Genomic DNA, 22,415 nt, shown 5'->3' with positions numbered 1-22,415 from the left:
ATATACATTATTTTACAATTGTGGCACTATTATTCTCAAAATCTTCCCTTTATTTTTATAAAAAAGAACTTTTCTGATGTTTTTTATTTTCATTTTCATGCATTTACAGGTAAACTTTCATTACATTTGCACCAATTTTTACAGATAGAAAAATAAGAAAGAAGATTATGCTTAATCCAATTAACAAGACGATCGAGTTGGCTGATGGAAGAACCATCACCATCGAGACCGGGAAGTTGGCAAAACAGGCGGACGGTGCGGTTACCGTGCGTATGGGTAACACAGTGTTGCTGGCTACTGTTTGTGCCGCAAAAGATGCAAATCCCGGTGTTGACTTTATGCCGCTGCAAGTTGAATACAAAGAAAAGTACTCCTCATTTGGCCGTTTTCCGGGAGGTTTTACAAAAAGAGAAGGAAAGGCTTCTGATTACGAAGTCCTTACATCACGCCTTGTAGACCGCGCACTGCGTCCGTTATTTCCGGACAATTATCATGCCGAAGTATATGTAAACGTTATATTGTTCTCTGCCGATGGCGAAGACATGCCGGATGCACTGGCAGGTTTGGCTGCATCTGCTGCACTGGCCGTTTCAGATATACCTTTCAACGGTCCGATTTCCGAAGTACGTGTAGCACGTGTAGATGGCAAATACATTATCAACCCGACATTCTCGGAATTGGAAAAAGCAGATATCGACATGATGGTTGCCGCTACAATCGACAACATCATGATGGTAGAAGGTGAAATGTCTGAAGTACAGGAATCTGAAATGCTTGAAGCTATCAAGATTGCTCACGAAGCGATCAAAGTACAGTGCCAGGCTCAACTCGAACTGTCGGAAGCATGCGGTAAACTCGTAAAACGCGAATATTGCCACGAAGTAAACGACGAAGAACTGCGTAAAGACGTACATGACAAATGTTTCGCAAAGGCTTATGCCGTTGCTACATCAGGTACAGACAAACACCAGCGCTTCGATGCTTTTGAAGCAATCATAGAAGAATATAAAGCCAACTTCACAGAAGAAGAACTGGCTGAAAAGGCTGAAATGATCAGCCGTTACTATCACGATGTAGAAAAAGAAGCTATGCGCCGTGCAATTCTGGACGAAGGCAAACGTCTGGATGGCCGTAAGACTACCGAAATTCGTCCGATCTGGATCGAAACAGATTATCTTCCGGGACCTCACGGATCAGCAGTTTTCACACGTGGTGAAACTCAGTCACTGACAACTGTTACACTCGGTACCAAAGCCGACGAAAAGATGGTTGACGACGTACTGAACCATAGCAAAGAACGTTTCCTTTTACACTATAACTTCCCTCCGTTCTCAACCGGTGAAGCAAAAGCATCACGTGGCGTAGGACGTCGTGAGATCGGCCACGGAAACCTGGCCCACCGTGCTTTGAAACGTATGATTCCGGATGAATATCCGTATGTGATCCGCGTAATCTCCGATATCCTCGAATCAAACGGTTCTTCTTCCATGGCAACTGTTTGTGCCGGTACATTGGCATTGAGAGACGCCGGTGTTCCGATGAAGAAACCGGTATCAGGTATCGCAATGGGTTTGATTTCAGAAAACAAAGGTAAGAACTATGCTATCCTGTCCGACATCTTAGGTGACGAAGACCACCTGGGCGATATGGACTTCAAGGTAACAGGAACAAAAGACGGTATCACAGCTACCCAGATGGACATCAAGGTAGACGGTCTGTCATACGAAATTCTTGAAAATGCATTGGCACAGGCCAGAGAAGGCCGTATGCATATCTTAGGAAAGATCATGGAAGCTCAACCGACAACCCGTGAAGATCTGAAACCGCATGCTCCTCGTATCGAAACGATGACAATCGGCAAAGAATTTATCGGTGCAGTAATCGGCCCGGGCGGAAAGATCATCCAGGGTATTCAGGAAAAGACAGGTGCTGTTATCACGATTGAAGAAGTTGACGGATTCGGTCGTATCGAAATTTCAGGAACCAACAAAGATACAATCGATGCTGCTATCAGATCGATCAAGGGTATCGTTGCAGTTCCGGAAATAGGCGAAGTATACGAAGGAAAGATTTCTTCTATCATGCCTTACGGCGCATTCGTTGAATTCATGCCGGGCAAAGACGGTCTGCTTCATATCTCTGAAATCGACTGGGCTCGTCTGGAAACAGTAGAACAGGCTGGTTTGAAAGAAGGTGATACTATTCAGGTTAAACTGGTAGACATCGATGCAAAGACCGGTAAGTTCAAACTTTCACGCAAGGTGTTGCTGCCGAAGCCGGAAGGTTACGAAGAACGTCCGCCGAGACCAGAAAGAGGTCCGAGACCGGAACGTGGTGATCGCGGCGACCGTGGTCCTCGCCAGGATCGTGGTGACCGTGGAGATCGCCGTAACGATCGTTAATAAACGACTTTCTTATACATTATATATAAAGAGCTATCCTGCGACAGGATGGCTCTTTTTTTATACCCGACCTCCACTTTTCAGGCACGTTACAACCCATACACATAAAACTTAAACAGATCATTTTTTTTCAAATTAACCATCATACTATCACTCAGCAGCACATACCAATTGTATTTCAATATACATATAGAATGACAGTTCCTATGACAGTTCTATTTTCAACCATCATACTATCATAAAACACCCTGACAAAACCGGCAAAGTATATGACTTATTTTCAACAAAGTAGGGACTTTTCTTTTCTGAGACCCGGGTGTAAAGGGTGCTGAGATCCGGGTCTTAGCACCGTTCAAACCCGGGTGCAAAAGGGCCTTAAAAGGGGATCTAAAGGAGAAGAATAAGTAGTTTTCGTGAAAATAACAGCCATATTTGAGCTAAAGAAGTAGGCTGCTATCGAAAAACAGTACAGGCGGAACAGGCGCATTGCAACATGAATTACGTGTTGGCAGAGGCACACCTTTTTTAATGCACAAAAAAACCTGCCCCGAACAAACGGAGCAGGTTCTTTACCTCTTATTTAATAATTCATTTATTTACTACAAGAACAACGCGGCTTCAGCTGTTTGAAGAAATCGTTACCCTTATCGTCAACCAGAATAAATGCAGGGAAGTCTTCTACTTCGATCTTCCAGATTGCTTCCATTCCCAGTTCAGGATATTCCAGACATTCTACCTTCTTGATGCTTTCCTGTGCAAGGATAGCAGCCGGACCACCGATACTACCGAGGTAGAAACCACCATGCTTCTGACAGGCATCTGTAACCTGCTGGCTACGGTTACCCTTGGCAATCATGATCATGCTACCGCCATTGTCCTGGAACAGGTCGACATACGAGTCCATACGACCGGCAGTTGTCGGGCCGAAAGAACCGGAAGCCATTCCAGCCGGAGTCTTGGCAGGACCTGCATAATAAATAGGATGATCTTTGATGTATTGAGGCAGACCTTCCCCTTTATCGATACGTTCTTTCAGTTTAGCGTGCGCAATGTCGCGACCTACCACGATCGTTCCGCTCAGAGAAAGGCGAGTCGATACCGGATATTTAGTCAGTTCTTTCAGGATATCAGCCATCGGCTGGTTCAAATTGATCTTTACAGCATTCCCTTCACCGGCCTTACGCAATTCCTCTGGGATCAGACGGCCAGGATTTGAATCCATCTTTTCGATCCAGATACCGTCTTTATTGATCTTACATTTGATGTTACGGTCGGCAGAACAGGAAACACCCATACCTACCGGGCAAGAAGCACCGTGGCGGGGTAGACGAACGATACGAACGTCGTGCGCATAATACTTACCGCCGAACTGGGCACCCAAACCGATGTTGTGAGCGGCTTCCAGTACCTGTTTTTCCAATTCGATATCACGGAAAGCCTGTCCGCCTTCGTTACCGCTTGTAGGCAAGTTGTCGTAATAATGAGTAGAAGCCAGCTTCACTGTCAACAGGTTCTTTTCAGCAGAAGTACCACCGATAACGAACGCAATATGATAAGGAGGGCAAGCAGCCGTACCCAATGTCTTCATTTTTTCTACCAGGAACGGAACCAGGGTAGCCGGGTTCAGGATCGCTTTTGTTTCCTGGAACAGATAAGTCTTGTTGGCAGAACCACCGCCTTTAGCTACACAGAGGAATTTATATTCCATACCTTCAGTAGCTTCGATGTCGATCTGTGCAGGTAAGTTACATTTCGTATTTACCTCGTCGTACATATTTAAAGGAGCATTCTGTGAATAACGCAGGTTTTCTTCCGTATAAGTTTTGTAAACACCCAAAGAAAGCGCCTCTTCATCACAATATCCAGTCCATACATGCTGGCCTTTTTCACCGTGGATAATAGCCGTACCGGTATCCTGGCAGAAAGGAAGCTGTCCTTTTGCAGATACTTCCGCATTACGCAGGAAAGTCAATGCCACGAACTTATCGTTGTCGCTGGCTTCCGGATCGCTCAGGATCTTAGCCACCTGTTCGTTGTGCTCGGGACGAAGCATGAAAGCCACATCACGGAAAGCAGCGTTAGCCATCGCTGTAAGTCCTTCTTTTGCAATTTTCAGCATCGGCTGTCCTTCAAATTCGGATACCGATACATAATCTTTTGTAAGCAGATAATACTCTGTTGTATCCGGTCCGAGTGGGAACGGTGCCTGATACTTGAAAGGAGGTGTTGCCATATCTTTATTATTTAATTATGTAATTATTGGTTTTATAATTCAGAATGATCCTTTTTCGATTGGCAAACTTAGATAAAAATCATGAAATACGAGAGAGGTTTCACAAATTTGTTCTCCGAAAGGAAGGAAATAGTTGGCTAAAAAATAAATTTAAGTGATCCGGATTATAAAACATACAGAAATTCAACAGCTACAAAAAAAGATCGCTTTAAGGACTGAAATATATTCACTATCAACACTTGAACTCTAGAAAAGAAAAACATATATTTGCAAGAACATGAAAAAGCTAGTCGTACTTTTCGCGCTATGTCTGTTGATATCCGACCATCTAACAGGGCAAATCAGTCACGGAGGCAAACCTCTTCCGATGACGGTATTAAGTACCCGCTCCGGAAGTATATTCAAAGAAATGCCCTCTTTTGACATAGATGAACAATTACGTATCGATTCACTGAATGAAAGCGATTTACGCAGCGGTTATCATTTCGCCTATAAGTTTATGACAGACTTTACACCGGAAAACTCAGGCTCCAGTTTTACACTGGCCGACGGGACCCGTGTGTGGCGGTTAGGCATACGTTCGGCCAAAGCTTATTCCATCAATGTATTATTTACTGAATTCGAATTACCCGAAGGTGCCCAGCTTTTCCTGTATAATCCTGACCAGACACATATTTTAGGTTCATTCAATTATCTGAACAATTCGGAACTCGGGATACTACCCGTTTCACCGGTACAGGGTGACGAACTGATCATCGAATATCAGGAACCTGCCAATGTACCCTTTCATGGAAGACTAAAAGTAGGAGAAGTCAACCACGACTATCGGGGACTGAAAGAATATGAACCTAAAGATGACAGTCCCTATTTCTGGTGCATGAAACCGTTAGCCTGCCTGCAACAGGAAACAGATAAATACGATGACATCGGACATAGCGTCGTCCTGATCGTACTCAACGGAGAAACGGCTTGTACAGGTACATTAATTAATAATACAGAAAACGACGGAAAGCCTTATATCCTGACAGCCTCCCATTGTCTGAACAAGCAATTTACAATTGAAAATCCGGACTATGAACAGATCGCCGGAACCATTGTAACTTTCTTCAACTACGAAAGTCCACTTTGCGACCCTATAATGAGGGGCACGGAGGAGATGTCGATGGCTTCGACCTACTTCAGAGCAACCAACGAGAGTACGGATATGGCTCTGCTCGAACTATTGGAAACTCCACCGGTCTACTATCAACCTTATTACGCAGGATGGAATGCCAAAGATGAAGGAACAGCACCCTATATCAATATTCACCACCCGAATGCTTCCGTAAAAAGGTTCTCAAAGACCGATAATGTAATAATAGATTCTTATCCACAGGCTTTATTCGGAGAAAACGGACACTGGCATGTAGAAGAGTGGGCGGAAGGGAGTACTTACGGGGGTTCATCCGGCTCTCCTTTGTTCGATAAAAACAACCGGATAATCGGAGGTTTGTCCGGAGGATTTTCCGCCTGTTCGAAACCATACAACGATTACTTCTACATGTTAAGCCGAAGCTGGGATATATCTCCCGACCCGGACAAACAACTAAAAACGTGGCTCGATCCATCCAACCGTAACAAAGAACTTATCTGTAACGGTATCGATCCATATACAACAACACCAGCTATTCGCCTGAGCAATATCAGTGAAAGTGGCAAAAGAAATACGATAGAAACGACCGCCCTCCCCTCACCCGGGAAAGGACCGGCTTTCGGTAACAACTCATTAGGCATGACCGAATTTACAGAAATGTATAAAACAACAGGGGATGCCTCCATTTTTGGTGCGTATATAGTTAATCCATCTATCGCCAACTCTAAAAATATCGATATAGAAATAACCGTTTACAGCGGAAGCAACAAACCGGAAAGACTTTTACATACCGAGGCATTCAAGCCGAAGTTCACGACATTGAAAGAAAAAGGTGAAATATTTATCGACTCACTTAAGCCTTTGAACCGCGACCAGGAGTCGTTCATCCCATTCTCAGAGCCGGTCACGGTATCCGGGACTTTCTTTATCGGTTATAAAATCAAATCTTCTACAGATGAGACCTTCTTTTCGGCATTTAATCTACCAAAAGGAGAAACCAGTAAAAACACGACCTGGATTCATTATAAAGAAGAATGGATCGAAGCGACCGCTCATCCGGCATCACCGATGAATACATCCCTGTTTATCGACCCGGTTATCCAATATAACACCACATCGGCCAACACATCCATCGAAAAAAGTAATCCTATCCGTATATTTACAGGATCGACTCCTAAAACAGTCCATATCCTGCTCCCGGAAAATATCAGACAAGCCCAATACTCAATGATTGCGACAGACGGAAGAACGGTACGGAGCGGAACGGTCTACACTGGCCAAAACACAGTCACAACACCCTCTGTCACAACAGGGATTTATCTGATACGAGTCACTTACAATAATGAAAGTTTCACGCAAAAGATATTATTTTAATCAAAAATACACAATAAGCAAGTCGGAAACGCTGCTTTATTGTATTGGCAACGATATAGTAAATACAAAAAATTAACCTAATTATATCAGGAACTCAGGCGAAGAAATGCCCGCAAATCCTGCTATTTATATCCGTTTCAGCAAAAAAGGGGACACGGATTCATTAATAAGTATTAATTAGAAAGATTTTATTGTATCTTTGCTATTCATAACAAAAAAATGCTTTAGTTTTGCACTTTGATGGCTAAGGGACAATTGGAAGAGAATATATAAACATAGTAACATTTTAAACTTACATCAAATTATGAACAAAAAGTTTTTATTGTCATTCTTCGTAATGGCAGCAATTTTAACCCTTTCTTCTTGTTCTAACAAGTTGAAACCGCTAGCTGAAGAGTATATCAAAGCTGAGCCGCAGCCGCTAGAGGCTATCGGAGGCAAAGTTCCGGTAACTATCAACGCAACATTCCCTGCAAAATGGTTCAATAAAAAAGCTGTTGTAACAGTAACTCCGGTTCTTCGTTACGCAGGTGGTGAAGCATGGGGAACATCCTACACTTATCAAGGTGAAAAAGTAAAAGGTAACAATCAGGTTATCCCGCAGAAAGAAGGTGCTAACGTAACAATGAAATCTGCTTTTACTTACAAACCAGAAATGAAGAAATCTGAATTGTATCTGACTTTCGATGCAAAGATCAAGAACAAAACAGTTAAATTGCCGGACGTAAAAATCGGTGAAGGCGTAATCGCAACTTCTGAATTGGCTGACGCTGCTACTGCAACTGCTGCTATCGCTGCTGACAAATTCCAGCGTATCATCAAAGAAGCTCACGATGCTAACATCATGTTCCTTATCCAACAAGCTGAACTTCGTTCAAAAGAACTGAACTCTACATCTATCAAAGATTGGAAAGACCTGGTAAAAAATGCAGACGAAGCTCCTAACCAGAATGTAGCAATCGAAATTTCTGCTTATGCATCTCCTGATGGTGGTGTTAAACTGAACACTGGTTTGGCTGAAAGACGTGAAGGTAACACTTCTAAATATCTGGCTAAAGAATTGAAGAAAATGAAAGTTGATGCTCCGGTTGATGCACGTTACACTGCTCAGGACTGGGAAGGCTTCAAAGAATTGGTATCTGCTTCTAACCTGCAGGATAAAGACCTCGTATTAAGAGTTATCTCTATGTACCAGGATCCTGAAACAAGAGAAAAAGAAATCAAAAACATCTCTGCTGTATATTCTGATTTGGCAGAAACTATCTTACCTCAGTTGCGTCGTTCTCGTTTGACTGCTAACATCGAAATCATCGGTAAGTCTGACGACGAAATCAGCGCATTGGCAAAGAGCAACCCTGCAGAACTGAACATCGAAGAAATTCTGTATGCTGCTACTCTGACTAACAACGATGCTGAAAAGATGGCTATCTATACAAAAGCTTCTGAACTGTATCCTAACTGCTACCGCACTTGGAACAACATCGGTATGATGGCATTCAAGGCTGGTGACCTGGCTAAGGCTGAACAGATGTTCAACAAATCTAACTCTGTTAAGGCTAACAACGAAGCTAACATGAACTTAGGTCTTATCGCTCTGACTAAGGGTGACCAGGCTAAAGCTCAGCAATTGTTCGGTAACGCTGCTGGCGTAGCTGAATTAGGCGAAGCTTTGGGTGTTCTTTATCTGGAACAAGGCGAATATGCTAAGGCTGTTAACTCTTTCGGTTCTGTTAAGACAAACAACGCTGCTTTGGCTCAGTTGTTAGTAAAAGATTACAGCAAAGCATCTCAGACTCTGAATGCTGTTGCTAATCCTGATGCTACTACTTCTTACCTGAAAGCGGTTGTTGCTGCTCGTACAAACGACGCAAACGGTGTTATCAGCAACCTGAAAGCTGCTATCGCTGCTGACAAAGCTATGGCTAAAGAAGCTGCTATCGATCTGGAATTTGCTAAATATGCAACTAACGCAGATTTCGCTAGCTTGGTTAAGTAATTAAGTTTACAACCTACATATAAAAGGCTGTTTCCATACGGAGGCAGCCTTTATTTTTTTAATACATAACGGCCAGAACACAAGAACAAATGACACACAAATATGGTTCTTATTATATAATTTAAGACAAAATGTTTTGTCATCTTGTCAACCTTTTACACCTTTGCGTGCTAATTTAAACAAACAGACGTTTTACCAGATGAAAGGATTGTTATCTATACTTGTTTTTTTGAGCCTGATACTGATGGGTACTCAGGACGCTACAAATATAGGTACATGTATCCGTCACGGGAACGTACAATTGAGTTCTGCCGAGAAAACGATTAAAGACAGAGCCTTACAACAGCAACATGAGTTAATATTCGACCTGGCAGAGAACTGTAACTATATACATATTCTATCCAAGCTGTCACGCGAAAGAAGCAACTCCAATAATTCACTCCGGCTGGAAAACAAATCTCATTCGGATCAATTCCTGAAAGAGTTCAATCTACGCCAGCGTACCAGTGAATTAATATCGACTTTACAGATTATCGACGCATCGTCCCTTCATTACCGCTTCGCACATTTTATCTACGAACTGCGAAGGATTATTATTTAAATCTATTCTTACTGATATCTTATAGGCTATTCCTGTAGGCAGGAACGGCACAAATTGCTATTGCCGGAAGTGACCATCTTCATCCGGCAAAGGTTATCTACCTTTTAATTAATTCATAACAGATATGGGAGCTATATCAATTTTACTAATGCTGTTCGCCGGCATTGGTTTTGCCGGCCTGGCTATAGGCGTAGGCAAACTGGTGTCAACGAAACGCAGAAACCCGGTCAAAGGGGAGGCTTACGAGTGCGGACTTCCCACAGAAGGAACATCCTGGGGGCAGTTTAACGTAGGTTATTACCTTTTCTCCTTATCCTTTCTCATCTTCGATGTGGAAATGGTATTCCTTTATCCCTGGGCCGTCACACTGAAAGAAGTAGGTGCCCCGGCACTGGTCGAGATTATCTTTTTTATGCTGTTCCTGTTCATGGGATTGCTTTACGCATTTAAAAAGAAAGCATTACAATGGAAATGAAAAAAGACTTTTTACCCGAGATACCGGAAGAGTTCCGCGAGAACCTGGGACGGAACGTCCTGGTTACGACCATAGACAAAATTGCCGGATGGGCACGTAGTAATTCACTCTGGCCATTGACTTTCGGAACTAGCTGCTGTGCTATTGAAATGATGAGTGCAGCATCCGCCAAATACGACTGGTCGCGCTTCGGCTTCGAAGTGGCGCGTGCCACCCCACGACAGGCCGACCTGATCATTGTAGCCGGTACAATCACGAGCAAGATGGCTCCGGTACTACGCCGTTTGTACGACCAGATACCGGAACCCAAATACGTGATCGCGATGGGAGCCTGTACGATTACCGGCGGCCCATTTGCCAAAGATAGCTACACAGTCGTACGGGGCGTAGACAAGATTGTTCCGGTAGATGTCTATATTCCGGGGTGCCCGCCCCGACCGGAAGCCTTATTACAGGGGATGATGGCGTTGCAGCAAAAAATCAAATTGCAGAAAGCGTATGTAATAGAGAAACCTAAAGACGAACCGGAGTTATGAATAAAGAAGAACTGACAACATTACTCTCCAACCGTTTCCAGGGGAAAGATATAGGAGAAAGTTTCGGGCTTCCGGCTCTGATAATCGCAAAAGAGGAGCTTATGGATACCGCCCATCTGCTGAAAGAGGACCAGAGATTTGGTTTTAATCAGCTGGTTTGCGAAACAGTAACAGACCGTAGCGAATATTTTGAACTGGTCTGTCACCTGCGTGCGGTAGGCAAAGGACATGAAATGATCCTGAAAACACACGTGGAGCGGGAAGAGACTCCTCTCCTTCCCTCACTCTATGAGTTATGGCAGGCTGCAGAATTGTTCGAAGACGAGATATACGACCTGTTCGGTATCCGTTTCGATAATCATCCGCATCTACGCAGGTTATTCCTGGATGAAGAATTCGAGGGATATCCATTACGTAAAGATTTTGTGAACACGCTCGATTTGTAAGCTACACGACTTAATAGGATTAATCATGGAAAAATATATGGAAATAACACCTGACGAATCGGAAGGTTTCATCATCAATATTGGCCCGCAACACCCGTCCACACACGGAGTACTTCGCTTGCGTACCCAACTGGACGGTGAAACGATCCTGAATATGGACCCGCATCCGGGTTATATTCACAGGGGCATCGAAAAGATGTGCGAGTCGTTGGGCTACAAGCAATTTATCTATCTGACAAGTCGGATGGACTATCTCTCAGCCCACATGAACAATCAGGCATGCGCTCTCTGTATCGAGAAAGGAGCCGGCCTTGAAGTTCCCGAGCGTGCGCAGGTGATCAGGGTTATCATGGCGGAATTACAACGTCTCGCCTCGCATTTGCTCTGGTGGGGCTGCATGGGATTGGATATGGGAGCCGTTTCTCCCTTTTTCTACGCATTCCGCGAACGGGAAATGATACTCGAAATCTTTGAGGAGACAGGGGGCAACCGGTTGACGATGAATTATATTACTCCGGGCGGTGTTATGCAGGATTTACATCCGGATTTCGTGTGCAAGGTAAAAGAGGTACTCGCCTCCCTGAAAAAACATGAACATGAATACGGCGAATTGCTTACGGGCAATATCATCTTCCGTAAACGCCTGGAAGGTGTCGGCATACTGACTCCGGAACTTGCCGTTTCACTGGGTTGCACAGGCCCGGTTGCAAGAGGCTCCGGTATTTCATGCGATGTCCGCAAACAGGCACCTTATGATGTTTACGATCAGGTAGAGTTCAAAGAGATCCTTTTCTCCGGGGGAGATTGCATGAACCGGTACATGGTCCGGATGGAAGAGATGAAAGAGTCTATCTCCATTATCGAACAGCTGATCGACCGTATCCCCGAAGGTTCTTTCCGCAATAAACCCAAAGGAATGCTGAAACTTCCCGAAGGAGAATACTACCACCGGGTAGAGACTGCACGCGGTGAATTGGGTGTATATATTGTTGCCGACGGCTCAGCCAAACCCTGGCGTGTGAAATTCCGGACACCGAACTTCAGCAATCTGACGGCACTCAAACCTTTGTCGATCGGTTCGAAAGTGGGAGATCTTGTGGCGATCATGTCGACACTCGACCTGATAATACCTGATATTGACAGATAAAAAACAAAAAGAAATGACAAGTTTACAAATAGATTTTACAGGTCTTACCCAATGGATCGGGCAAACATTGTCCGACTATCTGTCGCCGGGCTGGGCATTGACTGCCGAGTTAATCCTTGCAGCCGTCGCCCTTATCGTAATGATCGTTGTCCTGGTTATTCTGATGATCTACGCCGAACGAAAAATTGCCGGTTTCATGCAGCTGCGCCTCGGACCAATGCGTGTGGGTTGGTGCGGTTCCGTACAGGCTATCGCCGACGTGTTGAAGTTGCTTCTGAAAGAATGCGTCACCCCGTTCAAAGCGGATAAATTCCTCTTTGCCCTGGCCCCCTTCATCGTACTGACCACCAGCTTTCTGGCACTGGTTCCCTTTTCCTATTCGCCGGAATTACAGCTATGGGATATCAATATTGGGGTACTTTATGTCACTGCCGTTTCATCGATCAGTGTGATCGGGGTGATGATGGCGGGATGGGCCAGCAACAATAAATATTCGCTATTAGGGGCTATGCGTAGCGGTGCACAGATCGTGAGTTACGAACTCTCTGTCGGTATGTCACTGATTGCCGTTATTGCCATGAGCGGTTCACTGTCCATCCTCGGGATCATCAATTCGCAGGCTGACGGATGGTGGATTTACAAAGGACATATTCCGGCAATCATCTCTTTCATAATATTTATTATCGCCTCAACAGCCGAGCTGAACCGTGCCCCCTTTGACCTGGCAGAAGCCGAACAGGAGCTGACAGCCGGATTTCATACCGAATATTCGGGCATGCAGTTTGCCATGTTCTTTCTTTCGGAATATACCAATATGTTGATCGCCTCTATGATGGCAGCAACGGTATTCTTCGGAGGCTGGCAACCGCTCTACATTCACGGACTCGACGGTTTCAATGCAATAATGGATTATATTCCGGGATTTATCTGGTTCTTCGGCAAAGTATTCTTTGTGGTGTTCCTGATCATGTGGTTCCGTTGGACCTTTCCACGTATCCGTATCGACCAGCTGCTTCGCCTGGAATGGAAATACCTGCTGCCCATCAGCATTGTCAATGTACTTATTGCTGCTACCGTTGCAGTATTTGAATGGTATTTATAATGGAAAAAGGAGTATTGAAAATGAATAAATGCATTAATTATATCTATTCCATCGGTGCGGCTATGGGGTCGCTCGGTAAAGGAATGTTCCGTACATTCAGCAGTATGGTGCATCCAGCCCGGATACTGACACAGCAGTATCCCGAAAACCGGGAAACGACGCTCTATATCCCGGAACGTTTCGAAGCGGAGCTTCATCTGATAGAGGATGAGAACGGTGAACTGAAATGTACTGCCTGTACCCTTTGCCAAACCGCCTGTCCCAACGATACGATCCAAATCAAAGTGGAGAAAGTGACTACACCGGAAGGGAAAAGCAAACGCGTTCTCAGTGAATATATCTACGACCTGGGACGTTGCACTTTCTGCGGTCAGTGCGTAGACTCCTGTAACTTCGGTGCACTCGAGATGACCAATCATTTTGAAAACAGTGAATATGACAAGCGGAAACTGGTGAAGCTCCTCAACGAACGTCATCTGCCCGCCAATAGAAAGGAGGAACAAATATGAATGCCGAAGCAATTCTATTTTACGTACTTTCAGCAGGGATACTCACATTGGGTGCCCTCTGTGTATTCAGCCGGAGCATCTTCCGGTCGGCAGTCTTCCTGCTTCTCTGCCTGATAGGGATTGCGGGATTGTACATAATGATGGAGATGAATTTTGTGGCAGCCCTTCAGATCATGATCTATGTGGGAGGAATTGTGGTGCTTATCATCTTCTCCATCTTCCTGACCCACAATACAGGAGCGAAATTACCGTTACCCATTCCCCGGCGGCTGTTCTGGGCACTGTTTCTGCCCTTCAGCGGTTTTATGCTGGTGTTATGGGTGTTGCTGCATCATCCGTTCCGGTCGGAGACGATCTCTTCGAAGGTGCTGGATATCCATGAGATAGGACATCAGTTGTTCAACCTCAACGAGTACGGGTACATCTATCCGTTCGAGATAATCAGCGTCTTATTGCTGGCTGCCCTGATCGGTAGTATTGTAATTGCACAAAGTAATAAAAAGAAATAAGATTATGGAACAAATACCTCTTTCACATATACTGATACTGAGTTCGGCACTCTTTTTCTTGGGAGCTTACGGTTTCTTTGCCCGCCGGAACCTGATCACTGTACTGATGTCGACCGAATTGATCCTGAACAGTGTGAACATAAACTTCGTGGCGTTCAACAAATATCTTTACCCCGAACAACTGGAAGGCGTCTTCTTCACGCTTTTCATTATTATAGTGGCCGCCGCAGAGGTATCGCTTTCAATAGCGATCATTATCAATCTCTACCGGAAGTTCAAGACCATAGATATCGATGATACAACGACAATGAAATACTGACCGATATGAATAATTATGAACTATATACAGGATTAATCCTTTTACTGCCTCTGGCCGGGTTTATCACCTTGTCGCTGACCGGTAAACGGTTCACTCCACGTGGGGCCGGCATACTGGCTACCCTGTCACTGGTACTGACCGCGTTATTGTCGTGGGTAGTGGCTTATGGCTATTTCTTCGAGTTCGGCAAACAGGCAGGTATTTACCAACCTTGCCGCCTGATAGATTTCGAATGGCTGCCTTTCACCGATACGCTTTCGATCAATGTGGGCATAACCCTGACACCGATTATTGCTATGATGCTGATTGTTATCTCGACCGTGTCGCTATTTGTCCACCTTTACAGTACCGGCTACATGAAGGGAGAAGAAAGATTAGGGAGTTATTTTGCTTACCTGCAACTATTCACCTTCTCCATGCTGGGATTGGTGATGGCATTCAACATCTTCCAGATTTACTTTTTCTGGGAATTGGTCGGTGTTTCTTCCTTTCTGTTGATCGGATTTTATTTCAAACTGCCTGCCGCTATTGCAGCTGCGAAAAAGGCTTTTATCGTCACCCGTTTTGCCGATCTGGGATTTCTGATCGGTATCCTGATGCTGGGTACGGGAGCTGGTTCGTTCGACATAGAACAGATTATCAGTCGGCTCACCGATCCGGGATCATCTTACCTGGCAGCTTTTACAGACAGTTCCTTTCTCGGCTTTTCTACATTGACATGGGCTCTGCTGCTTGTCTTTGCCGGAGGTGCAGGTAAATCGGCAATCTTCCCATTGCATGTATGGCTACCGGATGCCATGGAGGGTCCTACACCTGTCAGTGCCCTGATCCATGCAGCTACGATGGTCGTTGCCGGTGTCTTCCTGGTGGCACGGTTGTTTCCGGTTTATGCTATTTCGGCTCCGGCAGCACTGGAAGTGATAGCCATACTCAGTGCTTTTACGGCTTTGTTTGCCGCAATAATAGCCTGTACACAGACCGAATTAAAGAAAGTGCTGGCTTATTCTACGATCTCACAGATTGCCTATATGTTACTGGCGCTGGGTGTTGCCGGATGGGGCAAAGAGGCAGCCGAAGGATATACGGCTTCGATGTTCCATTTATTTACACATGCATTCTTCAAAGCAGCTCTTTTCCTCTGCGCCGGAGTTATTATCCACATCGTACATTCGGGAAAACTGGAAGATATGGGAGGATTGCGAAAGAGCCTGCCCATTACGCATATCGCTTTTCTACTGGCGGCTTTGTCTATCTCCGGATGTCCGTTCCTGTCCGGTTTCTTCAGTAAAGAAGCTATTCTGGCAGCGACATGGACGAGTCATCCGGTATTATATGTTGTCGCTCTGCTCACCAGCGGATTGACTGCTTTCTATATGTTTCGCATCTATTTCCTTGTCTTCTTCAATAAGAAAGCAACGGATGAAAAAGCACATGAACCCTGGCAAATGGCTTTACCGCTGATCGTACTGACCATCGGCACTGTATTTGCAGGATATATTCCTTTCGGAGAATTGGTTAGTGCCGACGGAATGCCATATAAATTACATGTAAGCGTTCTATCGAGTCTTTTACCCGTATCTGCTGCGCTGATCGGGATTCTGACAGCAGCCTCATTCTATGCCGTACGCAATGATAGGCCGACTGCGTTTGCAAAGAGTCTGGGAAGCTTTTATCAATGGGCTTACCATAAGTTTTATATAGATACCGTGTACTTGTTCTTCGCCAAACAGGTGATGGATAAAGGATTCGGAGGCCTGTTCTCTTTTATAGACACTCATATCATACAGGGAACTCTTAACGGACTGGCGGAAGGAAGCTACTCTTTCAGTGTGCTGATTAAACGGATGCAATCCGGCCGTATTCAGACATACGCCTTCTTCTTTCTTGGAGGGGTTCTCTTAATGGCCATATTACTAATCATTCAATATATTTGATAAGATGGACTTACTAACGATACTTTTACTTATACCCGGTATTACGCTCGTCCTGTTATTCCTCGCCAGAGGGCAACAGACAGTCCGAAAGATAGCTATGGCCGGTGGAGCCATACAGTTACTCTATACAATCTTTCTGGCCTATTGCTTCATACAGGAGAAAATGACGGCAGGCAATATAGGCGAGTTACTCTTTACCGACTCGTTCAACTGGTTCGAACCACTGAACATCAACTTCAGCTACGGGATCGACGGTATCTCGTTGTTAATGATATTACTTACTGCATTAGTAGTATTCGGCGGCATACTGGTCTCCGGAAACATCCGGGAACAATCCAAAGAGTTTTATGTCTTACTCACGCTGCTGGGGTTCGGAGCTTATGGCTTCTTTATAGCAACAGATTTGTTCATGCTTTTCTTCTTCCTGGAGATCGCTGTTATCCCGAAATACCTGCTTATCGGTATCTGGGGATCAGGTGCACACGAAAAGAATGCCATGAAACTGGCGCTGATGCTGATGGGAGGTTCGGCACTGGTCTTTATCGGCATTGTCATGCTCTACTTCTTCAACGGGGATGTCTCCGGCCATTTCACCTGGAATTTACAAGAGCTGGCTCAGACGCATCTGCCTGTATATTACCAACGGCCGTTATACCTATTGACCTTTATTGGCTTCGGTGTATTCACAGCTCTCTTTCCTTTCCATTCCTGGGCTCCGGACGGTCACTCGTCGGCACCAACTGCCGCCTCTATGTTTCTGGCCGGTGTTTCTATGAAGTTGGGAGGATACGGATGTCTGCGGGTAGCCACCTTCCTGTTTCCCGAAGCAGCCGACGAATTATCATGGATATTTATCATCCTCGCTTCAACCGCTATCCTATACGGGGCTATCGTTACCTTAAAACAAAAAGACCTGAAGTATATGAATGCTTTCTCGTCTGTCAGCCACTGCGGATTTGTCATCTTAGGTATTGCAATGCTTACCCGCACAGCTATCACGGGAGCAGTGATGCAAATGGTTTCACATGGAGTAATGACAGCCCTCTTCTTCGGTGTGATCGGTATGATCTACCAACGTACGCATACCCGGCAGATCAGCGAACTGGGAGGAGTACTTTATCAAGCTCCGTTCATCGGTTCCGCCTTCCTGATCGCCGGACTCTGCTCACTGGGGTTGCCGGGGATGAGCGGTTTTGTTTCCGAGATGACGATCTTTGTCGGTTCTTGGGAACGGGCTGGGATTTTCTACCGGGTCGCAACTTTAATAGCCTGCTCATCTATCGTGATTACGGCCGTATATATTCTACGGGCAGTAGGCTCGGTTATCTGGGGAGAAGTACGCAATAAGGCAGTCAAAAGCATGACAGATGCAACCCCCTCAGAGAGACTCGCATCAGTCTTGTTGATAGCTGCTATCTTCCTGATCGGAACATGTCCTTTTTGGGTGATTCGTTTGATCGACAGTGACAGTTTTGTTATTGCTCAGCGGTTACTGACACAGGCTTTTCAATATTAACTTATAAAACAAAAGATTATGAGTACCGAACTCTTCACCATATTACGATTTGAACTGATAGTATGTGTCCTGATCTTTCTTCTGTTGGTCATGAAACTGATGGATGCGGATAAATCGCGCAAACAACTGCTGTGGACGGTCAATATTCTCCTGTTCATTAATTTTGCAGCAAGCTTCCTGCATATCCCGACAGCGACATTGTTTAATGGGTTCTTCCGGACCAACGACCTGATCGAATTAGAAAAAACGATCCTTAACCTGGGCGTTCTATTGATCCCTTTGCTGGCCTCACGCTGGCTTTACAAACATGCAGAGATCAGTATCGAGTTTTATATCCTGATGCTAAGCAGCTTGTTAGGTGGCTTTATTACATTGTCGAGCGGCCATGTACTGATGCTGTATCTGGGAATAGAGATTTCAACCATTCCTATCGCTGCCCTGGCAAACTTCAATAAGCATGAACGGCGTTCGTCGGAGGCAGGTATTAAGTTCATTCTTTCTTCCGCCTTCTCTACAGGAATGCTTTTGTTCGGTATATCCTTGTTGTATGGAGCTTACGGAAACCTTAGTTTCGACTATTTACAGGCGAACCTGACCCCCGATCTGCTGACGCTGCTAGCTTTTGCCTTTATGATGGGCGGCTTCTTCTTCAAGATGTCGGCAGTCCCTTTCCATTTATGGGCAGCCGATGTGTACGAAGGTGCACCGATGGCTGTCACCAGTTATCTGTCGGTCGTATCCAAGTGTTCCATCGTCTTTGTTTTCGTATCCATCTTGATGACGGTATTCCAGCATTTGTCCGGCGAATGGCTTGAGATCATATCGGTCGTAGCTATCCTGAGTATGACGGTCGGTAACTTATTTGCCATGCGCCAGCAAAACCTGAAACGTTTGCTGGGGTTCTCCTCCATCTCGCAAATCGGATTCGTATTGGTGGGTATTACGGGTAACAGTATCCTGGGACTCGATTCCACCCTCTACTTCATGCTGATCTATGTACTGAGTAACATTTGTTTCTTCGGTGTACTCGGAGCCGTTGCCGATGCGACAGGCAAAGAAGATTTGAATTCATTCAAAGGCTTCTACCGCACAAATCCGTTCCTGGCTTTGATGATGGGTGTCAGTCTGCTTTCGCTGGCAGGTGTACCTCCCACTTCCGGGTTCTTCGGAAAGCTATTCCTATTGGCCTCCGCCATGGGTGACCGAATGTACATCCTGATTATTTTTGCAGGAATCAACCTGGTACTTTCGCTTTATAACTATCTGCGTATTATCAAATACATCTTTATCGATACACCGGAAGATCGGTTATGTGTCGGCAGGACAAAGGTGATGACAGCCACACTGATGTTTTGCTGCATTGCCATTCTTTGTATCGGATTTATCTCTTCTGTTTACCAGTATATCGACTGGGCAGGAAGGCAGACATTCTAATGAACTGATAAAGAAATAGGCTGATAAAAATATAAACAAACTCCTTATCAGCCTATTTTATGCCTAAAAATATACCACTTCTCTATACGAATGAATCATAAATAGTTTATATTTACAGCTGGAAACAAATATATTAGTAACCACCTAATAGACTATTTATGAAACGGATTCTACTATTTTGCCTGATCTGCATCATGCATACATCCGGCCTCATTGCCCAGATAGACAGTACACAGTTCCTGTTAAAAGGTTTTCAGGATGGATATGTATTTTATAAGGATGGACGACAATTCCAAGTTCCAATGAATTACAGTCTATTAATCAAAAAGTTCCTGTTCATCGATCAAAATGACAATAATAATATAAAAGAATTCCTGGAGCCGGAAATGGTTGCAACGATCAAGATCGGCGAAAGAATCTTTCTTCCGACCAAAGACGGAGTTACGGAAGTATTGCAGATGGACCCTCCTATTTTTGTCCAATATAGAGGCTCGATGCGTTGGGAAGGGAAAAACGTCGGATATGGCGGACGGTCGGAGACTTCAGCCGTAGACTCATATTCTAGCTTCCAGTCCGGAAACACCGTACATAAACTGGAAACGGAAAAACTGATTTTAACCCGGATCGATAAGATATTCCGGATCGAACGGAATGGAAAGCAATACCGTTTTATCAATGAAAAACAATTCCTGAAAGCCTTTCCGGAAAAGAAAGAAGTCTTGAAAGAGTATATCAAAAAGAATGATTTCGACTTTAATGCGATAGATGATGTCTTACAGGTATATAACTATGCTACTGCTCTTTAGAGAGCGGTAATATAAAACTTTCCATTGAAAATAAAAGGCGATGTATATTAATACACATCGCCTTACCCAATAATATTTTATTTCGAATCAACGTCCCTGACGCTTGCGTTCTGTTTCATCCAAAATAACTTTACGCATACGCATGTAGTTCGGAGTTATTTCCACATATTCGTCAGCCTTGATATATTCCAAAGCATCTTCCAGACTGAAAACAATAGGAGGTGCCAATGATACTTTATCATCCGAACCGGAAGCACGCATATTGGTCAGCTTCTTCGATTTCGTTACATTAACAACCAAGTCACCTTCTTTAGAATGCTCACCAACGACCTGACCGGCATAAACTTCTTCCTGCGGAGAAATAAAGAAACGACCGCGGGATTGCAGGTTATTCAATGCATAAGCAAAAGCCGTACCCGTTTCCATTGCGATGATCGAACCGTTGTTACGACGTTCGATCTCACCTTTCCACGGTTGATATTCAAGGAAACGGTGTGCCATGATCGCTTCACCGGCAGAAGCTGTCAGAACAGCATTGTTCAAACCGATAATACCACGTGAAGGAATATTGAATTCAAGATGCATACGATCATTCTTGCTTTCCATCATGGTCATCTCCCCTTTACGCTTAGTTACCATATCGATAATACGGCTGGAAGATTCTTCCGGAAGATTGATAGTCAGCTGTTCAACCGGCTCACATTTTACACCGTCGATTTCTTTGATAATAACCTGCGGCTGACCAACCTGCAATTCGTATCCTTCACGACGCATTGTCTCGATCAATACAGACAAGTGAAGTACACCACGACCGTACACCAACCATGAATCGGCAGAGTCGGTCGGAACTACACGAAGAGCCAGGTTCTTATCCAATTCTTTCTGCAGACGTTCGAATATATGACGTGATGTTACGAATTTACCATCTTTTCCGAAGAACGGAGAGTTGTTGATCGTAAAGAGCATAGACATGGTCGGTTCGTCGATAGCGATTGTCGGCAATGCTTCCGGTTCATTCACATCGGCAATCGTTTCACCGATCTCAAAACCTTCGATCCCGATCACAGCGCAAATATCACCCGATTGAACAGATGAAACTTTTGTACGACCCAAACCTTCAAATACATTGACTTCCTTGATCTTTGATTTCACCATCGAACCGTCACGTTTACACAACATAACTTCCTGGCCTTCTTTCAGTTCTCCGCGATGAACACGTCCAACCGCAATACGTCCGACATATTTTGAAAAGTCCAGCGAAGTGATCAGCATCTGAGGAGTTCCTTCCAGGACTTTCGGTTCCGGTATATATTCAATAATAGCATCCAGCAATGCCAGAATATCTTCTTTCGGTTCTTTCCAGTCGGTCGACATCCATCCCTGTTTTGCAGAACCATAGATTGTCGGGAAATCCAACTGCTCTTCCGTTGCGTCCAGGCTGAACATCAATTCGAAAACCATTTCCTGAACTTCCGACGGACGACAGTTCGGTTTGTCTACCTTATTAATAACCACAATCGGTTTCAATCCCAGCTGGATTGCTTTTTGTAATACAAAACGAGTCTGAGGCATCGGTCCTTCAAACGCGTCGACCAACAACAAGCAACCGTCGGCCATGTTTAATACACGCTCTACCTCTCCTCCGAAATCGGCGTGCCCCGGAGTATCAATAATATTGATTTTGTAATCTTTATAATTAATAGAGACATTCTTGGCCAAAATCGTAATTCCTCGTTCACGTTCCAAATCATTGTTGTCCATGAACTGATCCGGTTCTGCCTGTCCTTCACGGAAAAGCTTACCAGCTAATAACATCTTATCCACAAGCGTCGTTTTGCCGTGGTCTACGTGCGCGATAATCGCGATGTTTCTGAGTTTTTGCATCGAAGACTAATTTATTGGCTGCAAAAGTACGACATTTTTACGATATGTATGTGATATTCA

The 22,415-nt window shown here is 44.6% G+C and carries 18 protein-coding genes; 16 read left to right on the top strand and 2 right to left on the bottom strand.

Features of this window, described 5'->3' with window-relative positions:
* The first annotated feature begins 167 nt into the window (after positions 1–167).
* Positions 168–2,402 carry a polyribonucleotide nucleotidyltransferase gene (gene pnp / locus BQ7394_RS25080; RefSeq protein WP_075559887.1) on the top strand — a complete coding sequence of 745 codons (2,235 nt, stop codon included), beginning with the start codon at positions 168–170 and terminating at the stop codon, positions 2,400–2,402.
* A gap of 592 nt (positions 2,403–2,994) precedes the next feature.
* On the opposite strand, the gene BQ7394_RS25075 is transcribed toward pnp, so the two are convergent.
* Positions 2,995–4,635, bottom strand: coding sequence for a fumarate hydratase (locus BQ7394_RS25075; protein ID WP_075559886.1), 1,641 nt, complete (start codon positions 4,633–4,635; stop codon positions 2,995–2,997).
* A gap of 277 nt (positions 4,636–4,912) precedes the next feature.
* Between BQ7394_RS25075 and BQ7394_RS25070 the strand changes: the two genes are divergently transcribed.
* The 15 genes from BQ7394_RS25070 (at position 4,913) to BQ7394_RS25000 (ending at position 20,471) form a co-directional block, all read left to right on the top strand.
* Positions 4,913–7,141 carry a T9SS type A sorting domain-containing protein gene (locus BQ7394_RS25070; RefSeq protein ID WP_075559885.1) on the top strand — a complete coding sequence of 743 codons (2,229 nt, stop codon included), beginning with the start codon at positions 4,913–4,915 and terminating at the stop codon, positions 7,139–7,141.
* Positions 7,142–7,445: 304 nt separating this feature from the next.
* A complete protein-coding gene (locus BQ7394_RS25065; RefSeq protein ID WP_075559884.1) occupies positions 7,446–9,137 on the top strand; it encodes a tetratricopeptide repeat protein in 1,692 nt (563 codons plus the stop codon).
* A gap of 199 nt (positions 9,138–9,336) precedes the next feature.
* The gene (locus BQ7394_RS25060; protein WP_075559883.1) at positions 9,337–9,738 is read left to right on the top strand and encodes a hypothetical protein; all 402 of its coding nucleotides are present in this window, start codon (positions 9,337–9,339) and stop codon (positions 9,736–9,738) included.
* Between the two features lie 124 nt (positions 9,739–9,862).
* Positions 9,863–10,213, top strand: coding sequence for an NADH-quinone oxidoreductase subunit A (locus tag BQ7394_RS25055; protein ID WP_075559882.1), 351 nt, complete (start codon positions 9,863–9,865; stop codon positions 10,211–10,213).
* On the top strand, positions 10,204–10,749 hold the full coding sequence (locus BQ7394_RS25050; RefSeq protein WP_075559881.1) for an NADH-quinone oxidoreductase subunit B: 546 nt from the start codon (positions 10,204–10,206) through the stop codon (positions 10,747–10,749). Before BQ7394_RS25055 ends, BQ7394_RS25050 begins: the two co-directional genes overlap by 10 nt.
* Positions 10,746–11,195 carry an NADH-quinone oxidoreductase subunit C gene (locus BQ7394_RS25045; protein ID WP_075559880.1) on the top strand — a complete coding sequence of 150 codons (450 nt, stop codon included), beginning with the start codon at positions 10,746–10,748 and terminating at the stop codon, positions 11,193–11,195. Before BQ7394_RS25050 ends, BQ7394_RS25045 begins: the two co-directional genes overlap by 4 nt.
* Positions 11,196–11,220: 25 nt before the next feature.
* Positions 11,221–12,342, top strand: coding sequence for an NADH-quinone oxidoreductase subunit D (locus BQ7394_RS25040; RefSeq protein ID WP_075559879.1), 1,122 nt, complete (start codon positions 11,221–11,223; stop codon positions 12,340–12,342).
* Positions 12,343–12,355: 13 nt separating this feature from the next.
* Positions 12,356–13,444, top strand: coding sequence for an NADH-quinone oxidoreductase subunit NuoH (gene nuoH, locus BQ7394_RS25035; protein WP_075559878.1), 1,089 nt, complete (start codon positions 12,356–12,358; stop codon positions 13,442–13,444).
* Between the two features lie 20 nt (positions 13,445–13,464).
* On the top strand, positions 13,465–13,953 hold the full coding sequence (locus tag BQ7394_RS25030) for a 4Fe-4S dicluster domain-containing protein (RefSeq protein WP_075560243.1): 489 nt from the start codon (positions 13,465–13,467) through the stop codon (positions 13,951–13,953).
* Positions 13,950–14,462: an NADH-quinone oxidoreductase subunit J family protein gene (locus tag BQ7394_RS25025; RefSeq protein WP_075559877.1), complete on the top strand. Its 513-nt coding sequence runs from the start codon at positions 13,950–13,952 to the stop codon at positions 14,460–14,462. Before BQ7394_RS25030 ends, BQ7394_RS25025 begins: the two co-directional genes overlap by 4 nt.
* A 4-nt stretch (positions 14,463–14,466) precedes the next feature.
* On the top strand, positions 14,467–14,781 hold the full coding sequence (nuoK, locus tag BQ7394_RS25020; protein ID WP_046150801.1) for an NADH-quinone oxidoreductase subunit NuoK: 315 nt from the start codon (positions 14,467–14,469) through the stop codon (positions 14,779–14,781).
* A 5-nt stretch (positions 14,782–14,786) separates the two neighbouring features.
* Positions 14,787–16,715, top strand: a complete 1,929-nt coding sequence (gene nuoL / locus BQ7394_RS25015) for an NADH-quinone oxidoreductase subunit L (protein WP_075559876.1) — start codon at positions 14,787–14,789, stop codon at positions 16,713–16,715.
* A gap of 4 nt (positions 16,716–16,719) precedes the next feature.
* A complete protein-coding gene (locus BQ7394_RS25010) occupies positions 16,720–18,231 on the top strand; it encodes a complex I subunit 4 family protein (RefSeq protein WP_075559875.1) in 1,512 nt (503 codons plus the stop codon).
* A gap of 18 nt (positions 18,232–18,249) precedes the next feature.
* Positions 18,250–19,665, top strand: a complete 1,416-nt coding sequence (locus BQ7394_RS25005) for an NADH-quinone oxidoreductase subunit N (protein ID WP_075559874.1) — start codon at positions 18,250–18,252, stop codon at positions 19,663–19,665.
* 158 nt (positions 19,666–19,823) lie between these two features.
* On the top strand, positions 19,824–20,471 hold the full coding sequence (locus tag BQ7394_RS25000; RefSeq protein WP_075559873.1) for a hypothetical protein: 648 nt from the start codon (positions 19,824–19,826) through the stop codon (positions 20,469–20,471).
* An 87-nt stretch (positions 20,472–20,558) separates the two neighbouring features.
* On the opposite strand, the gene typA is transcribed toward BQ7394_RS25000, so the two are convergent.
* The gene (gene typA, locus BQ7394_RS24995) at positions 20,559–22,355 is read right to left on the bottom strand and encodes a translational GTPase TypA (RefSeq protein WP_075559872.1); all 1,797 of its coding nucleotides are present in this window, start codon (positions 22,353–22,355) and stop codon (positions 20,559–20,561) included.
* Positions 22,356–22,415: the final 60 nt, after the last annotated feature.

The sequence above is a fragment of the Parabacteroides timonensis genome (assembly GCF_900128505.1).
In the GTDB taxonomy this organism is placed as follows: domain Bacteria; phylum Bacteroidota; class Bacteroidia; order Bacteroidales; family Tannerellaceae; genus Parabacteroides; species Parabacteroides timonensis.
The sequence above is the reverse complement of the archived record's forward strand: the minus strand, read 5'-3'. Positions and strand labels throughout refer to the sequence as shown.

Coding starts and splice junctions, on each gene's coding strand:
- pnp (WP_075559887.1), top strand. CDS start 168: ATGCTTAATCCAATTAACAAGACGATCGAGTTGGCTGATGGAAGAACC.
- BQ7394_RS25075 (WP_075559886.1), bottom strand. CDS start 4,635: ATGGCAACACCTCCTTTCAAGTATCAGGCACCGTTCCCACTCGGACCG.
- BQ7394_RS25070 (WP_075559885.1), top strand. CDS start 4,913: ATGAAAAAGCTAGTCGTACTTTTCGCGCTATGTCTGTTGATATCCGAC.
- BQ7394_RS25065 (WP_075559884.1), top strand. CDS start 7,446: ATGAACAAAAAGTTTTTATTGTCATTCTTCGTAATGGCAGCAATTTTA.
- BQ7394_RS25060 (WP_075559883.1), top strand. CDS start 9,337: ATGAAAGGATTGTTATCTATACTTGTTTTTTTGAGCCTGATACTGATG.
- BQ7394_RS25055 (WP_075559882.1), top strand. CDS start 9,863: ATGGGAGCTATATCAATTTTACTAATGCTGTTCGCCGGCATTGGTTTT.
- BQ7394_RS25050 (WP_075559881.1), top strand. CDS start 10,204: ATGGAAATGAAAAAAGACTTTTTACCCGAGATACCGGAAGAGTTCCGC.
- BQ7394_RS25045 (WP_075559880.1), top strand. CDS start 10,746: ATGAATAAAGAAGAACTGACAACATTACTCTCCAACCGTTTCCAGGGG.
- BQ7394_RS25040 (WP_075559879.1), top strand. CDS start 11,221: ATGGAAAAATATATGGAAATAACACCTGACGAATCGGAAGGTTTCATC.
- nuoH (WP_075559878.1), top strand. CDS start 12,356: ATGACAAGTTTACAAATAGATTTTACAGGTCTTACCCAATGGATCGGG.
- BQ7394_RS25030 (WP_075560243.1), top strand. CDS start 13,465: ATGAATAAATGCATTAATTATATCTATTCCATCGGTGCGGCTATGGGG.
- BQ7394_RS25025 (WP_075559877.1), top strand. CDS start 13,950: ATGAATGCCGAAGCAATTCTATTTTACGTACTTTCAGCAGGGATACTC.
- nuoK (WP_046150801.1), top strand. CDS start 14,467: ATGGAACAAATACCTCTTTCACATATACTGATACTGAGTTCGGCACTC.
- nuoL (WP_075559876.1), top strand. CDS start 14,787: ATGAATAATTATGAACTATATACAGGATTAATCCTTTTACTGCCTCTG.
- BQ7394_RS25010 (WP_075559875.1), top strand. CDS start 16,720: ATGGACTTACTAACGATACTTTTACTTATACCCGGTATTACGCTCGTC.
- BQ7394_RS25005 (WP_075559874.1), top strand. CDS start 18,250: ATGAGTACCGAACTCTTCACCATATTACGATTTGAACTGATAGTATGT.
- BQ7394_RS25000 (WP_075559873.1), top strand. CDS start 19,824: ATGAAACGGATTCTACTATTTTGCCTGATCTGCATCATGCATACATCC.
- typA (WP_075559872.1), bottom strand. CDS start 22,355: ATGCAAAAACTCAGAAACATCGCGATTATCGCGCACGTAGACCACGGC.